Origin of the sequence: Mucilaginibacter sp. (genome assembly GCF_965201005.1) — a bacterium.
Classification (GTDB): domain Bacteria; phylum Bacteroidota; class Bacteroidia; order Sphingobacteriales; family Sphingobacteriaceae; genus Mucilaginibacter_A.
The window spans coordinates 3553560-3569905 of sequence record NZ_OZ241747.1 but is presented as its reverse complement, the minus strand read 5'-3'; the positions used below and the strand labels follow the sequence as shown (position 1 = coordinate 3569905).

At 41.3% G+C, this 16346-nt stretch carries 15 protein-coding genes; 6 read left to right on the top strand and 9 right to left on the bottom strand.

All coding sequences use genetic code 11. The features are described from left to right. Positions 1 to 65 precede the first annotated feature (65 nt). The 4 genes from ACOFKR_RS16235 (at position 66) to typA (ending at position 3437) form a co-directional block, all read left to right on the top strand. Entirely contained in the window at positions 66 to 854 is a 789-nt protein-coding gene (locus ACOFKR_RS16235) for an alpha/beta hydrolase (RefSeq protein ID WP_419801847.1), read from the top strand. A 19-nt stretch (positions 855 to 873) separates the two neighbouring features. Beyond that, positions 874 to 1149 (top strand): DUF2281 domain-containing protein, encoded by a 276-nt coding sequence (locus ACOFKR_RS16230; protein ID WP_419801846.1) that lies wholly within the window; start codon positions 874 to 876, stop codon positions 1147 to 1149. Positions 1150 to 1335: 186 nt separating this feature from the next. Next, positions 1336 to 1530, top strand: coding sequence for a type II toxin-antitoxin system VapC family toxin (locus ACOFKR_RS16225; RefSeq protein WP_419803656.1), 195 nt, complete (start codon positions 1336 to 1338; stop codon positions 1528 to 1530). 95 nt (positions 1531 to 1625) lie between these two features. Beyond that, positions 1626 to 3437, top strand: coding sequence for a translational GTPase TypA (gene typA / locus ACOFKR_RS16220; RefSeq protein WP_419801845.1), 1812 nt, complete (start codon positions 1626 to 1628; stop codon positions 3435 to 3437). Between the two features lie 69 nt (positions 3438 to 3506). On the opposite strand, the gene ACOFKR_RS16215 is transcribed toward typA, so the two are convergent. Further along, positions 3507 to 3632 (bottom strand): hypothetical protein, encoded by a 126-nt coding sequence (locus ACOFKR_RS16215; protein WP_419801844.1) that lies wholly within the window; start codon positions 3630 to 3632, stop codon positions 3507 to 3509. 136 nt (positions 3633 to 3768) lie between these two features. Here ACOFKR_RS16215 and ACOFKR_RS16210 point away from each other — a divergent pair, with 136 nt between their 5' ends. Then, positions 3769 to 4263 (top strand): MOSC domain-containing protein, encoded by a 495-nt coding sequence (locus tag ACOFKR_RS16210; protein WP_419801843.1) that lies wholly within the window; start codon positions 3769 to 3771, stop codon positions 4261 to 4263. 2 nt (positions 4264 to 4265) lie between these two features. On the opposite strand, the gene ACOFKR_RS16205 is transcribed toward ACOFKR_RS16210, so the two are convergent. The 6 genes from ACOFKR_RS16205 to ACOFKR_RS16180 form a co-directional block, all read right to left on the bottom strand. Next, on the bottom strand, positions 4266 to 5534 hold the full coding sequence (locus tag ACOFKR_RS16205; RefSeq protein ID WP_419801842.1) for a PepSY-associated TM helix domain-containing protein: 1269 nt from the start codon (positions 5532 to 5534) through the stop codon (positions 4266 to 4268). Between the two features lie 67 nt (positions 5535 to 5601). Continuing rightward, positions 5602 to 8019, bottom strand: coding sequence for a TonB-dependent siderophore receptor (locus ACOFKR_RS16200; protein WP_419801841.1), 2418 nt, complete (start codon positions 8017 to 8019; stop codon positions 5602 to 5604). A 427-nt stretch (positions 8020 to 8446) separates the two neighbouring features. Next, on the bottom strand, positions 8447 to 8680 hold the full coding sequence (locus tag ACOFKR_RS16195; protein WP_419801840.1) for a hypothetical protein: 234 nt from the start codon (positions 8678 to 8680) through the stop codon (positions 8447 to 8449). A 376-nt stretch (positions 8681 to 9056) separates the two neighbouring features. Next, positions 9057 to 9653: a hypothetical protein gene (locus tag ACOFKR_RS16190; RefSeq protein ID WP_419801839.1), complete on the bottom strand. Its 597-nt coding sequence runs from the start codon at positions 9651 to 9653 to the stop codon at positions 9057 to 9059. Positions 9654 to 9678: 25 nt separating this feature from the next. After that, entirely contained in the window at positions 9679 to 10521 is an 843-nt protein-coding gene (locus ACOFKR_RS16185; protein ID WP_419801838.1) for an isoaspartyl peptidase/L-asparaginase, read from the bottom strand. 2 nt (positions 10522 to 10523) lie between these two features. Further along, complete coding sequence (locus tag ACOFKR_RS16180; RefSeq protein ID WP_419801837.1) at positions 10524 to 11423, bottom strand: cyanophycinase; 900 nt, start codon at positions 11421 to 11423, stop codon at positions 10524 to 10526. Positions 11424 to 11584: 161 nt separating this feature from the next. Between ACOFKR_RS16180 and cphA the strand changes: the two genes are divergently transcribed. Next, a complete protein-coding gene (gene cphA, locus ACOFKR_RS16175; RefSeq protein WP_419801836.1) occupies positions 11585 to 14209 on the top strand; it encodes a cyanophycin synthetase in 2625 nt (874 codons plus the stop codon). Here cphA and ACOFKR_RS16170 read toward each other — a convergent pair. Both ACOFKR_RS16170 and ACOFKR_RS16165 read right to left on the bottom strand, forming a co-directional pair. Beyond that, positions 14202 to 14825 (bottom strand): DNA-3-methyladenine glycosylase family protein, encoded by a 624-nt coding sequence (locus ACOFKR_RS16170; protein WP_419801835.1) that lies wholly within the window; start codon positions 14823 to 14825, stop codon positions 14202 to 14204. The genes cphA and ACOFKR_RS16170 overlap by 8 nt on opposite strands. A 5-nt stretch (positions 14826 to 14830) precedes the next feature. Beyond that, positions 14831 to 16312: a polysaccharide biosynthesis C-terminal domain-containing protein gene (locus ACOFKR_RS16165; RefSeq protein ID WP_419801834.1), complete on the bottom strand. Its 1482-nt coding sequence runs from the start codon at positions 16310 to 16312 to the stop codon at positions 14831 to 14833. Between the last annotated feature and the right edge of the window lie 34 nt (positions 16313 to 16346).

Genomic DNA, 16346 nt, shown 5'->3' with positions numbered 1-16346 from the left:
AAATTGTAAGTTCTATATTTGCAAGGCTTGAACATTGCGTTTATAGAGCCGTATTAATGCAGGAAATGATTGTTACAGAAGAAATTTTGGAGTTGAGTTCCGTTTATTTAAAACGAAAAGTTATTTGTACGCTGATTGTGCCTGACGGATTTGAAAATCTGGACAGGATGAACTTGCTTCTGCTAAATGACGGACAAGAAATTGAAAACCTGCAGCTTAAAACAAGTTTGGCAACCCTGTACGAAAAACAGCAGATCAGGCCAGTTTTGGTTGCAGCCATACATGCCGGCGAGCGTATCCAGGAATATGGGACAGTTGGGATTCTGGATTTTAAAGGCCGCGGCAGCAAATCCGCAGCTTATGCTTCTTTTATCACCCAAGAATTGCTGCCGAAATTGCAGGAACTGATTGGTATGAAAACTTTTGAAACAATTGCTTTTGCCGGGTTTTCATTAGGCGGATTGTCTGCATTGGACATTGCTTGGAACAATCCGGATTTGTTTGATAAAGTAGGCGCGTTTTCAGGTTCTTTTTGGTGGAGAAGCAGGGATTTAGGAGAAGGGTATTGTGATGAAAATGACCGGATTGTGCATAAAATTATACGGCAAAAACAGCATCGGCCCGAACTGAAATTCTGGTTCCAGACCGGTACCAAAGACGAAACCGCCGACCGGAACAAAAACCACATTATTGATTCTATGGATGATACCGTGGATTTGATCAAAACGCTTGAAAATAAAGGTTATAGCCGCCCGGCTGATATTCGTTATGTAGAAATCATCAACGGCAAACACAACGTAGAAACCTGGGCCAAAGCAATGCCTAAATTTTTGTGCTGGGCGTTTTGTAAGTAAATTTTTGTAAGTTAGTACTATGGAAACAAGCGCGTTATTAAAAAAAATAGAACAGCTTCCCGCACCTTTAAAAAAAGAAGTAGAGGATTTCATGGATTTTTTGATTTATAAGAAAAATGAGAAAAGCAATATTTTTTCTGTTGAAGAAGCAGATACTACCCATCAGTATATCGAAAATTCATCAAAAGCTAAAAAGTTAAAGCCTAAACCGGTTTTCGGAAGTGGAAAAGGTTTGTTCGGTAAAATTGCTGATGACTTTGACACGCCTTTAGATGAAATGAAAGAATATATGTAGAATGAAAATTCTACTTGATACCCATATCCTAATTTGGTTTGCAGAAGGAATTGATAAGTTATCTGATTCAACAAAATCAGTTATAGAAGATTTAGATAATCAACGTTTCGTAAGCATAGTTTCCTTGTCGGAAATTGTAATTAACCCAAGTTTAAAAAAACAGAATTTAAGCATACTTGGAAGGAAATAAACTTCTTTTTAGTTAGTAATGATATCAATTTACTTCATATTGAAGTCAAACATCTCGATACACTTTCTACTTTACCTCTTTATCATAAAGATCCTTTTGATCGTCTACTTATTGCACAAGCAATTGCAGAAAATCTTACTTTAATTTCTGTTGATCAGCACTTTCAAGCATATACTGTAAACTTGCTTTAATAAAAATTTTATTAAAAGTGATTCCTTCTTTGCTATCTCTTTAGAATCTAATATATTAAGCTTATCTTTGCGGCAAATTTAAGGAACGCATTTACATGCAGAAAATCAGAAACATTGCGATTATCGCACACGTTGACCACGGCAAAACGACGCTGGTTGACAAAATTTTGCACAGTTGTGCAGTTTTCCGGGACAACCAGGAAACCGGCGAACTGATTTTAGACAATAATGACCTGGAACGTGAACGAGGCATTACCATCGTTGCCAAAAACGTTTCTGTTAGATATAAAGATGTAAAAATCAACATCATCGATACACCTGGCCACGCCGATTTCGGCGGCGAAGTGGAGCGTGTGTTGAAAATGGCAGACGGCGTGCTTCTTTTATGCGATGCTTTTGAAGGTGCCATGCCGCAAACCCGTTTTGTTACACAAAAAGCTTTGGCTTTAGGGTTAAAACCAATTGTGGTTGTAAATAAAGTGGACAAAGAAAACTGTCGCCCGGAAGAAGTTTACGAGCAGATTTTTGAATTGTTTTTCAACTTGGACGCTACAGAAGACCAGTTGAATTTCCCGGTAATTTATGGTTCGTCCAAACAAGGCTGGATGAGTACCGATTGGAAAAAACCGACAGACAATATTTTCCCGCTGATGGACGCGATCCTGGAAAACATTCCGCCGGCACCAATTCAGGAAGGTACTTTGCAGATGCAGATCACTTCCCTGGATTATTCTTCTTTTGTTGGCCGTATTGCAATTGGCCGTGTTGCGCGCGGAACAATTAAAGAAAATCAACCTGTTTCTTTGGTAAAACGTGATGGGACTATTCAAAAATCACGTGTAAAAGAACTATATACTTTTGAAGGCTTGGGCAAAATCAAGGCAACAGAAGTTAGCTCGGGCGATATCTGCGCCGTAGTTGGTATTGATGGTTTTGATATTGGCGATACCATTGCTGATTTTGAAAACCCGGAAGCATTGGAAGTCATTCATATCGATGAGCCAACAATGAACATGCTTTTCACCATCAACAACTCTCCGTTTTTTGGTAAAGAAGGCAAGTTTGTAACTTCCCGCCACCTGCGTGACCGTTTGTACAAAGAGATGGAAAAAAACCTGGCCTTAAAGGTGATCGAAACCGAATCTCCGGATTCTTACCTGGTTTATGGCCGTGGTATTTTGCATTTATCGGTTTTGATCGAAACCATGCGTCGTGAAGGTTACGAACTGCAAGTTGGTCAGCCCCAGGTAATTGTGAAAGAAATTGACGGACAAAAATGCGAGCCGATCGAAACCCTGATCGTTGATGTTCCGGGAGAAGTTGCCGGTAAAGTGATTGAGTTGGTAACACAGCGCAAAGGAGATTTGCTGATCATGGAGCCAAAAGGCGATTTGCAGCATATTGAGTTTGAAATCCCTTCCCGCGGGATCATCGGTTTGCGTAACAATGTGCTGACCGCAACCGCTGGCGAAGCCATTATGGCGCATCGTTTTAAAGCTTACGAGCCGTGGAGAGGCCAAATCCCGGGACGTTTGAACGGTGTTTTGGTTTCGATGGACACCGGTAAAACCACTGCTTTTGCAATAGATAAATTACAAGACCGCGGCCGTTTCCACATTGATCCGGGTGTTGATATTTATGAAGGACAGGTTTTGGGCGAACACATCCGTGATAACGATTTGGTCATCAATTTAACAAAAGGCAAACAGCTGACCAACATGCGTGCTTCCGGAAGTGACACCAACGTGCGTATTGCACCAGCCATCAAGTTTTCTTTGGAAGAATCGATGGAGTACATTCAGGCTGATGAATACATTGAAGTAACGCCGCAAAGCATCCGTTTACGTAAAATATTTTTAAACGAAGGCGAACGCAGGAACAATGCCAAGAAGTTTGTCAATCAATAAAAATACAATTCAATACAAAACCCGCTTAGAACTATTGTTTTAAGCGGGTTTTTTGTTGAATTTGATTCATTACTTCTTTTTAGGCAGATCAGAACTTGAAGCTGATTTTTTGCCTGATTGATAATCCGAAGGTGCCTTTTTTGATTCGGTACTCTTCTCTTTTTTCTTTTCGCTGCTTCCTTTGTCCTTACTCATGGCGTTTTGATTTTAGTTAGAATTGTTAATTAAAGATAGCGTTTATATTGATCTGCATACATTTATTTCTAAATATTGATTTGCAGGTTTTGTTCTGTTCAATCCATCTGCCTGAAAAATACCTGCTAAAAACAGCATGAAATTATCCGCAACATCTCCGCTTCAACTATTGCTTGACACATTGCCGCAGCATGGAAAAATCTGCTGGATCGGAACAAGGCCGGACAGAAAAAAGCCAATGATACCGGTAGAAAAGGTGGAAACCATCACTCAAAAAGGACTTGCTGGCGATCACTTTTCCGGTTCGGCAGGCAGCAAACGGCAGGTTACTTTAATCCAGCAGGAGCACCTTGCGGCCATTGCTTCTTTTATGGGCATAAAAACAGTATCGCCCGAAATGCTGCGGCGCAATATTGTGGTCAGCGGTATTAATTTACTCGCCTTAAAAGATAAAAAGTTTTGGGCAGGAGAGGTTTTGCTGGAATATACCGGCGAATGCCATCCTTGTTCGCGCATGGAAGAAACGCTGGGCGCGGGCGGTTACAATGCGGTCCGGGGTCATGGCGGCATTACGGCGCGGATATTAAACGGAGGTGAAATTGGTTTAGGTGATTTGATAAAAATTGACTAAAATCAACTAAATGAATATTTACTAATACTTCTTTTATTGGTCTTTTTTTTAATCCGGTTCAGCCACATTATCACGCCCGTTACCGGAAAAATCAGCGACAGCAAACAAACCATAAAACTGATAATTTTGGTGGGTAAGCCATAAACAGAACCCATGTGGATCGGTTTAACATAAGCACGTGCGCGCTGGCCGCTGTTTTTATCACTAAATTTTTGAATACTAAGGATTTTGCCTGAAAACTGATCGATAAAATAAGTGTCGCCGGTAGTTTCTATGGCTCCTTTTGGCAACACGTTTAAGGAAAATGTTCCGATTAAATTTTGTGGTGAACGGATAGAATAAGAAGCTGCGGCTTTAATTTCTACAGGATTATTTGCCAATACCTGATCAATTGACAGCGGTTTCAAACCCGGCCGGTAAGCAGATACCGGTGGTTTAAATTGCCCTGATCCTGGCTTGGAACCAGTTAGGGCAAACAGCAATTTATTTGCCCACGGAAAAGTCATGATTAAACCCGTAAACACAATCACCAGCAAAAAAAAAGAAGTATAAAAGCCGGTTACAATATGCAGGTCATGCGTGAGGCGTTTCCAGCCGCCCGTCCATTTGTAGCGTAAACGCTGGCGCATGATCTTCTTATTTTTCGGCCACCAAAGCACTACGCCGCTTATCAGGATAAATAAAAAAAACAAGGTAGAAAAAGCAACTATTAATTTGCCGATGCTGTTTTTACCGCCTAATAAAAAGCGGTGCAGCATTTCAACTGTATTGAAAAAAGATTTGCGGCGGTTAAACTGGCCGGTTACTTTTCCGGTGTATGGATCAACAAAAACGGTAAGGTTTGGCCTGGCGCCGCCTTTTTCTGATTTCTTGTTGTGCATTTCAATACTGTTTTTATCGACATTTTTTTGGTTTTGATGATCTGGCCCTTTGATATGTTGTTCACTTTCAACGTTATGTGGTTTTTCTTGTTTCTGGTCTTCTTCTTTTTTTTCGGGCGTAATCAAACCAATTTCTACTGTTCTGTTTGCTTCGGCATAAACCTTTACACTTGCCGGTTTGGCTTTTGGTACTTCTTTTATCGCCCTAAAAACCAATTGCGAAACGGGCAAACGAGCTACAGCCGGCTCTGCAAAATAGCGGCTGTGGTGCAGCGCATGTTCAATTTCTTCTTCAAAAACCAAAATTGTGCCGGTAAGGCAGGAGCAAAATATTACAATCCCGGCCGCAAGGCTCAAGTACAGGTGGATATTGCGGAATACTGTTTTCATAATGCTGTTTTTATCTGCCAAAAAAAGCAAGCACCGTTACCGGCATTTGCTTTATAGTTTTTTTGAATTAAAATTTATAAGCTAAAGTGGTTAAAAACTGCCGCGGCGAAATCGGCGTGATACTGTAATTATCGTGGACGAGATAATTCATAGTATTGCCAATGTTGGAAACTTTGGCCAGCAAAGAGATTTTTTTGTAAGTATAACCGGCAGAAAAATCAACAGTTGTAAAACCTGATAACGGGATCAAACGGCTGTATTTCTGTGTTTGATTAACGGTATTGTTATATCCGCCAAAACGGGAACCGGTATAAAATGCAGAAACACCAACTTTTAACCCGCGCAAAGCCTGGAGATCAAAGGTGTAGAACAAGCTTCCGTTAAACGTATTTGCCGGACTGTTTACCAAACGCTCGCCCAACGTATAAGAACCTGTTGTGCCGGTGGTTTTTGTATAGCGGATGTAGTTATGGCTATAACCGGTAACAAAATAAAAGTTTTTAGAAATGTTTCCGTTGATATCCACGTCAAAACCATCGCTTTTTGTTTGTCCGCTAAATTCCCGGACTGTTGATACAGAATTAGGGTTTCCGCTACGGTCAAACTGTGCCTGTACAGCTAAATCACTGTTGATGATTTGGTAAATGCTTAAATTAGCCGTGAGTTTACCATTAAACAGATCATTTTTGATACCTGCTTCATACTGATCAACTGTGGAAGGTTTTAAATTTGCCCCGTAAATATCTGTACCACTGTTAACTATAAAGTTATTAGCGTAGCTGGCATAAACCGAAGTTGTTTTGGCAGGCTGATAAACCAATGCTATTTTTGGTGAAAAAGCTTTATCAAATCGTGTGGCAGCACCTGTACTGTCTTTTTGCCGGGCAAAATTATTAATGCGCGGTTGCTGTGTTTTTTGAATGGTGTAACGCAAGCCCGCAAGCACTTTAAACTGATCACTTAAACTGATTAAATCCTGTGCATAATAACCATAACGATAGGATGGTGATCTGGTAAGCAAAGTGGTTTTTGTATTAGGTACGTCTGTACGCGGCGTAAATTCATCCGTGTTGATGATGTTGATCTTGTCGTAAATATTCCCTCCTGTTAACCCGGAGATGTTAAATGTATTGGTGATGTTGTAAACCTCGGTAAAATCTGTTCCCAACAGCAATTGATGGCTTAAAAAGCCTGTTTTAAATTTACCGTTCAGATTAACCTGGCCTGTATAATCGCCTTCATAAGTTTTAGCGCGCGCTAAACCTCTGTTCCATGTTCCGTCTGCACCAACGTTATTTGGCAAACTTGATCCGAAAGAATTAACGTTTGTTCCCTGGATCGATCCGATTGCCGTTAATTTCCAGAACTCATTAAATTGATGGTTAAAAGTGGCAGAACCGGTGCCTTGCTTTAAATTACTGTAAGCCCAGTTGGTATTGATGTATTGTGAACGGGGAACATCAGGAATGTAGCGGCCATTACTTAGGGTCCCGACGCCATTGTCCGGCGTTAAATCTGATTTCAGGTAATTTCCTTCAAGTAATAAAGTGCTTTTTTTGCTCAGGTTAAATAGCAAAGAAGGGCTTAAATTGGTGATTTTTGTTTTGACCTGATCACGGTAACTATCGGCATTTTCATACGTTCCGATCATTCGGAAAGCTATGTTTTTACTAATTGGCCCATAAACGTCCACTATCGGTTTATAACTGTTGTAGCTTCCGTAGCGCATGGCTACTTCGCCGCCGAAATCAAATTTTGGCTTTTTGGTCACTAAATTAATCACCAAACCACCAGAAGTATTACCATATAGCAATGCCGAGCTTCCTTTCAAAACTTCGATAGCTTCTAACGTGCTTGCATCCGGGAAACCGGCTGTATTGGTTAGTACACCATTCCTAAAAATACTCCCGGATGCACCGGCAATACCAATTGTATAACCACGTGCCGAAAAGGATTCTGAAACGCCGCCACGTGTTTGTGTCAACGAAACACCGCTAACGTTTTTTAGCGCATCGCCTAATTGGTTTACTTGCTGGTCTTTAATCATTTGGCTGCTTACCACGCCCGTGCTTTGAGGCAAATCAAGCGGACTAATGTTTGCTTTGCCAAGCGTTAGCGTAGTGTTGTTGCTGTTTTTACGGGCATTAATGCTTACTTCTGCTAATTGTGAAGAGTTTTCCAACAGATAAAAATCTGCAACAACCGTTTTGCCTGCCTCGCTTCGGATTATTGTTTCTTTGCTTACACAACCTATACAAGTAACCTTTACCGTATAAGTCCCTGGTTTTAAATTGCTAAATAGGTAACTGCCATCTTCTCTACTGGTTGTTGTCCGGTCAAGTTCTTTTATTATTATAGATACACCGGATTTCGGCTTTCCATCTTTAGTTTTGATTTTTCCTGCTATTTTCCCGGAAAGTAGTTGGGCGTTGGTATTCGAAGTGATGAAAACAAATAATATAAAGGGTAAAAGTTTTTGGTACATAAATCAGCGCGTCTTTATTCTTATTTAGATTAATTCTACGCTGACAAATATAGGCGTTTTTTAGATTCAACAAAATTTATTTAGAATTAATTTTAATAAGAATAAGCATATGCTAATTATCATTTGTTTAATTGTGATGGATAAGGTTCAGAGATATCATGCTTCTTTTATCGGCAAAAATTTATTATCAGTAAATATTATATTTTCCGCAAAGCCAAATGCTATAAATAATTATTGATTATTTAAGGTTGTAGGTTGGATAATTTAGGAGGAAATATAAAATCCAACAAAGCGGTTATCCTGAATTTTTGAGCAAAAAAAATTGCCAGATAACAAGAGTTACCTGGCATTATAATGCAATGGTTTTAAAACTGAAAAATGTCAGTTAAAACAAAAGCCGGACAAATTTACCGTGTAAAAACAGTATTTATTTTTCCCAGCCTTCGCCTTTTTTGGCATGTCCGCTTTTAATGTGTTCTTCTGCTTTAGCTTTTCCTAAAATGGCGGCCATATTGTTTCCGTCAGCATCTTTTCCTACCGCAATATATCTGCCAGATTTGCAATTGATTACAGGGTTAACCATTGGAACATTTTTGGTTTTTGTTTTTACAGAATAAGCGGTGATACCACCTTCTGTTTCTTCTTTTTTAGCTTTTGCCATGATTTAGATTTTTGATAATTGTTTTACAATAACTCGTAAAAATACGATTTGTTTATATATGAAATATTAATTTCTAAGGTAAATACAAAATTTTATTTTTCAACCGTTTCTGCAAAAGCCAAATCTTGTTTATGCGGATTGATGCTGACCGTTATAGTTAATACTTTAAAAGCCTGCTTAAATCTGATTTAAAAATTTTTCCATGCTTCTTTTACCATCTAAAATTTGGCGGGTTTTTCTATCGGCAACAACTGCAAAAGCAAAATTTATCGGTATAAAAGAAGCATCAGTATTTTTTGAGGAACAAATTTAAACGAGTCCTAAATTTTAGGTGATAAAAGAAGTATCCCTGCATCTGCCGTAAAAAATAATCAGGCTACAACAAATCAGAATATTGGTTCTGGATTTTTAAACCAGTTTCTTTTTGTAATTTAATTTGATTGACGCGCTGTTCAATTAACTGTAAACCAGGCGTTGACGTGTGTAAAACTGCAATGGCCCTGGCTTCTGCCAAATCTTCATCGGCTTGTTTATAATCCCCTAAATCAGCCTTGATCTCTGCCAAAACCAACAACGAACCAATAATATGCTCATAACTTTTTTGGTTTCTGGAGATGGCATTACTGCGCAATAAATACCATTTGGCTTCCGAAAACCGGTTTTGGCGGAGGTAAAAATCGGCCAGATTATCAAATGCTATGCGCATGGCCGTTTGGCCATAACGCGCAGATTGCTTCAGATCATGCATGATAAAAGCTTCTTCTGCGTAAATACTGTACCGGCTTCTGCCTAAATCATGGCTGAAGGTATTAAAAGAAGCACTGTAAATTAATGCAGGCGAGCCCTGTTTTGGGGCGATAAAAAATGCAGCAGGTAACGGAGGCGGTTTTTTGTGCGAAAACAACCTGGTAAAAAACTGTGCCGAAGCATTTAATGAAAAAAGGGTGATAAAAACAGTATATAGGATTTTCATTTTTGCTTTGGATAGCGCAAATATATTAACTAAAAACTTTCAAACCATCATCATAACTGGCCCAAACCATGTACGGATGTGTGTCTGCATGATAAATCTCGCCGTTTGCTTTAATCGCGATAACACCTGCAAAACCATCATACGCAGCCATTTCCGATAAAGTTTTTTCGCAGGCATCGCTTAGCATAAAACCATCGGTTACACGGGTTACAATTTTGGCGGCTACTGCACCGCTCGTAATATCTTCGCCAACGCCCGTGCAGGAAACACCGGCAAACTGGTTGGCATAATTTCCGGCTGTAGTGGCCGAATCACTTACGCGGGACGGTATTTCAAAACCTTTTCCGCCGGTGGAAGTTGCCGCGGCCAGATTTCCGTAATCATCCAAAGCCACGCAGCCAACGGTGCCCAGGCGGATAGAGTTTTGCAGTTTCTGCTCATATTCCGTTTTACGCTGTGGCGTTTGCGGGTTAAAATACGGGAAATCGTGCTCGCGGGCAAAATCTTTGGCACCGGACCCGCTCAAAACCCGGTCTTGCAGCGGCAGTAGTTTTTCGGCAACCTGGATTGGGTTTTTAACCTCTTCAATATTGATCACCCCAGCAAAACGCTCCGTTTTTCCATCCATCAAAGCCGCACTTAAACGTATTTTACCGTCGCTCTGAATTTGCGAGCCCAAACCGGCATTAAACAAATCGCAATCTTCCAATAAAGACACGGCAAAAACAGCAGTTTGCAAAGCCGTGTGCGTTTTTAAAAAAGTATAAGCGGCTTCGGCAATGGTAACCAAAGCTTCCTGTTTAGCTTTTTTAATTTCCTGATTGGTTCCGGATTCACTAAAAAACCCGCCGTGAATGATAAGTTTCATATTTATTGATCGTTATCCGGAAGTGCCGGAACAGCTTTTACCGCATGGTTGATATAAAGTTTATGCTGCCGCAGATCAAATTTATCATAAATAGACATTACATGCACCTTCAAATTTTCCACAGAAACCGGCATACCCAACTCTACATTGTAAATATTTGTTTCGATGATGTTGCGGCCGTCAACCACAATGGTTAAGCCCGAACCGATGGCCTCCATCGTTTTTGCTTCGGTGATGAGTAATCCGGCATCTTCGCCCAAACCAATCCCTAAAATGCCCGGATTGCTGGCCACCGCGTAAAACAACCTGCCGATGCGGCCGCGCTGTACAAAATGCGTATCAATAATCACAGAATCGATAAAACCCAAACCGGCGGTAATCTGCACTTCACCTTTAATCATGGCCTCGTTGCTTTGGCCGCGGTAAATCATGTTGGCAGAAGCGGCCGCCGCACCGGCAGACGTTCCGGCAACCACAAAATTTTCATGCAGATAACGGTCTTTTAAAATCGACAGAAACTCCGTTCCGCCAAAAATAGCACTTAAACGAAGTTGGTCTCCGCCGGTAAACATCACCACATCGGCGTTTTTTATGCGTTCAAGATATTCCGGGCGGATGGCTTCTTCCCTGCTTCGGATATCCAGCACATTTACATTTTCTACTTCTAACTGATTAAAGGCTTTAACATATTCATCGCCAACCAGTTCCGGGATTTGTGAAGCTGTGGTAACTACTTCTACCACCGGGTTTTCCGAATCAGCTTCTGTAATGATCCGTCTTAAAATCCCGCGCTCAAAAAACTGCAAACGGTCAGGTTTTTTCAGCCCTTCCATATCGCTGATGTTCGTACCCAGGTCAACGGCACCACCTATTATTATTAATTTCCCTTTTGGTATGATCATCAATCAAAAATTTAAGGTATTTTTCCAAAGATAAAGCCCAACAGGTATTAAATTAACGGTTATTTGCATTTTTTATTCAAAAACTTATTTAATTGCAAGAATTTAAGTTGAAAATCCGACAAAAAAATACCCCGTAAAAGAAGCATTGCAAAATATACGATATGAAAATTGAAAAGATACAAGTACTGAAGGGGCCAAATATTTGGAGCACTTACCGGAAAAAGCTGATCCAGATGCGCCTGAACCTGGAGGAAATGGAGCAGCGGCCAACCAATACAGTTAATGGTTTTTACGAACGTTTAGAGCGGCTGATGCCAAGTTTGCAAACGCACCGATGTTCGCCGGGCATACCGGGCGGTTTTTTTATGCGGGTAAAAGAAGGCACCTGGATGGGCCACGTAATTGAACATATTGCGCTGGAAATCCAAACACTGGCAGGCATGAACACCGGTTATGGCCGAACGCGTGAAACCAAAGAAAAAGGCATTTACAACGTTGTTTTTAATTATGAAGAAGAAAAAGTAGGCATTTTTGCTGCGGAAGCTGCCGTAAAAATTGCCGAAACCCTGATCAATAGTTTGCCTTATGATCTGGAGGAAGACATCCGTCAGCTTAAAAAAATACGGGAACAAACACGTTTGGGCCCAAGTACCGGTTCGCTGGTAGAAGAAGCAATTGCGCGCGATATTCCCTGGATACGCTTAAACAATCAATCGTTGGTACAATTAGGTTACGGTAAAAACCAAATGCGCATCCGTGCTACCATGACCGAGCGCACCAGCAGCATTGCAGTAGATTTGGCCGGCAACAAAGAAGAAACCAAACGTTTGCTTGATGAACAGGCTATTCCTGTTGCAAAAGGCATCACCATTACCTCAGTGGATGGTGTACATGAAGCTATTCGCAAAGTTGGTTTCCCGCTGGTTTTTAAACCTTTAGACGGAAATCATGGCCGTGGCGCAACCATCAATGTAAAAACAGAGCAGGAAGCGATTGATGCTTTTGAACATGCGGCTTTGGTTTCGCGCCGCGTAATTGCGGAGAAATTTATCTCCGGTTTTGATTTTCGGATTTTAGTGGTAGATCATAAAATGGTTGCTGCAGCTTTACGCGTACCTGCCAATGTAACGGGTGATGGCGTATTGAACATTAACCAGCTGATCGATCAAACCAACAGCGATCCGCGGCGTGGCTATGGCCATGAAAAAGTGCTGACGGAAATCATCATCGACCGTGACCTCTTAGATTTACTGCATAAAAGAAGCTATACGCTGGAAAGTGTTCCGGCGGCGGGCGAACAGGTTTTCCTGAAATCTACCGCAAACCTCAGCACCGGCGGAACTTCGGTTGATGTAACCGATATGGTGCATCCGCAGAACGTGTTTTTTTGTGAACGGATTTCGAGAATCATTGGTTTGGATATCTGCGGGATTGATATCATGGCACAAAACCTCACTGAACCTTTAACAGAAAACGGCGGTGTGGTTTTGGAAGTGAACGCGGCTCCCGGCTTCCGGATGCACCTGGCCCCAAGTGAAGGTTTGCCCAGAAATGTGGCCGCTTCGGTAATCGATATGTTGTACCCGTATGGCAAATCAGCACGGATCCCGATTATTGCCATCACCGGGACCAACGGAAAAACAACAACGACGCGTTTGATCGCCCATATCGTTAAAAATCACGGCTACCGTGTTGGTTTTACCACTTCGGATGGCATTTATGTGCAAAACACGCTGATGGTGAAAGGCGATACCACCGGCCCATACAGTGCAGAATTTATTTTGAAAGACCCAACTGTTGACTTTGCCGTGCTGGAAACGGCCCGTGGCGGCATTTTACGTTCGGGTTTGGGTTTTGGTCAGTGCGATATTGGCGTGGTAACCAACATTCAGGAAGATCATTTGGGTTTGAACGATATCCACACGCTGGATGATTTAACCAGGGTAAAAGAAGTAGTGATCAATTCGGTAAAAAAAACCGGTTGGGCAGTAATCAATGCCGACAATGAATACTGCATGAAAATTGCCAAAAATGCAAGCTGTAAAGTGGTTTATTTCAGCATGGACGAAAACAATCCGATCATCGTTAAACATAGTGCCGATGGTAATATTTCCTGTGTTTACGAAAACGGTTACATCACCATCAAAAAAGGCGATTGGAAAATAAGGGTGCAAAAAGCGGCACAAATCCCGCTGACTTTTGGCGGATCGGTTAGTTTTATGATCCAGAATGTGCTGGCGGCAACGTTAGCAACTTATGTGTGGGGTTTGCGCACGGAAGACATCAAAACTTCGCTGGAAACCTTTATTCCTTCAGTTGCGCAAACGCCCGGGCGGATGAATGTTTTTGATTTTAAAGAGTTTAAGATCATGGTTGATTTCGCCCATAATCCGGCCGGGTTTAATGGTGTAAAAGAGTTTTTAAAAGCGATTGATTCTCCGCAGAAAATCGGTTTGATTGCCGGAACGGGTGACCGCCGCGATGATGATATCCGCGAAATTGGCAAAATTGCCGCCGAAATGTTTGATCACGTGATTCTCCGTCAGGAAAACCACCTGCGCGGCCGTACCCGGGAAGAATTGTTAAGGCTGATGGAAGAAGGTTTTTTATCCGCCGGGTTAAATAAAACCTACGAAATTGCCGACAGCAAAACGGATGTGTTTCAACATGCCATCCGCATGGCAAAACCCGGTGCGTTTATCGTGGCTTTGAGCGATGTGGTAGATAACGCCATTGATGTGGTACACAAATTTCAGGAACAGGAACGGGCAGGCATAGCTATTTAATGCGGCTTAAATATTCGTGCCATAAAAGCATGGTTGCAATGGTTCGGTGAGGTTTCCAGGCTTCTGCAAATTGCAGGAGCCTTTCTTTTGACGTATCTTTTGGTAAGTTTTTCAACTTTTTCAACGCATTTACAGCGGCCAAATCCCCCGAGGGAAAAATATCGGTGCGGTGCAAAATAAACATCAGGTAAATATCGGTTGTCCAGTTGCCGATGCCTTTTACGGCCGTTAATTTTTCGCGGATTTCATCGTCCGGCAAAAGTTCCATTTCTTCCAAAATCAAATTTCCGTTTAAAATATTTTGCGCCAAATCTCGTGCATAAACGGTTTTCTGCCGACTAAAATAACAGGCTTTCAGTTCCTCATCGCTCAATAACAAAAGGTTTTCTGCGGAGATGATTTCAAGCTTGTCTTTCAGTTTAAGCAAAGCCGCCAAACCGGAAGCCACCGAAACCTGCTGCTCTAAAATAATGTGCACCAAAGATTCAAAGGTATTGGGCCGAGACCAGAACGGCGGATAACCGTACACCGAAATTATATCGATAAAAGAAGCATCGCGCACAGCCAGTTCATCGCAAAGCTGCCGGTAATTTTGTTGGGTAAAAACAGTAATCACGCTGGTTATTTGTTGCTGAATTTCTTTAAATAATCCTGGATAAACAAGTTGATATCCGAAGAAAGTTTTAAAAAATAAACACTCAACCCGAAAAAAACAGTGATAAAAACAGTACGGACCGCGGTATCAAAAATAAAATTTTGTTGTGATGGAATAAGCTTCCAGCACACAAAATAACTCAAAACCGCAAGTAAAACCGCATACAAAGATTTGATGCTGAAAGGCTGCATTTTGTAAACGATCAGAATGAACAGATATCGGAACAAATTGAAAATCAACAAGGTAGCAGCAGCCGAAATGGCTGCACCGGTAATGCCGTAAACCGGAATAAGCAATAAATTAAGGCCGATGGTTACGCCGATCAACCCTAAATTAAAAAAGGAATCGTACTTAAAATGTCGGGAAGTGGTTAAAATTACGCCGTTTACGCCAGTTGCCGAATCAATGACATAACCCAAACCGATGAAGAAAATCACGTATTTCCCGGCGGCATAAGCAGGCGGCAAAACCTTAAAAATGTTATCTACATTAACCCAAACCAGCAGGAAAATAAACAGCGCGGCAACCAGTTGATTGATGCAGCTTTTACGGTAAATATTTTTGATGTTCTCTAAATCATTACTCTTCCAGGATTCTGAAATTATGGTGTAGGCAATGCTGTAAAGCGAACGTGCGGGCAGTGTAATTACGGTCCCGAAATACATGGCGATTCCGTAAACACCGGTTTTGGCCAAACCTAATTTTTCGTTGACCATGTACGTGTCCAAACTGCTGATAATGATGGGCGCAGAACCTGTTAGGATGGCAAAAAAGCAGATGCTGATAAGTTTACGGGCAATATCTTTATTGATAAAGCCGAAATCGGTTTTTAAAGAAAAATTACCTTGCCCACTAAGTCTTTTTATCATTAAAAATGTAGGGACAATATTGGCGATCAGCCACAAAACCATAAAAGTGGGAAAGCTGACCCATTTATAAAAGATCAGAATAATTGCCAGCAGAATCAAAAACCGCTTGGTAAATTCGCGCAAAACCCGCCCGCTGATGGTGTCGTAAAGCATCCGTGCATACAAATCAAACACATTAAAAAACAGTGTAAAAAATGTAAGCGGTACTAAGTACCAGAAATAGGTATCAAACAGATTGCTTTTTTGCGAATTTTTGCTAATTAGCTGATCTTTAAATGTATAAGCCAACAACGTGAAAAGTATAAAGCCAGCTAAAGAAACGAGGCAAGCCAATCCTAAATATCCGTGATGGTTTTTTTCGCTGCTCCGGAAGTACGGAAAATAGCGGCCGGTCCCGTTAAAACCTAAAATGGCAAACTGGGCAAAAAGCAGCGAAAAATTGTTCAGCAAAGTGAGCAAACCAACTTTTTCTTCGCTGATGGCGTGTGGCTGGAAATAGTAAACGGTTACCGCACCAATCACCACGCCGAGGTAAGAATAAAAGGTGCCCTTGATGGTTTGCTGCTGGATAATCCCCATTAATTTGCCTGGCCGATGCTGTTTTTATATGCTA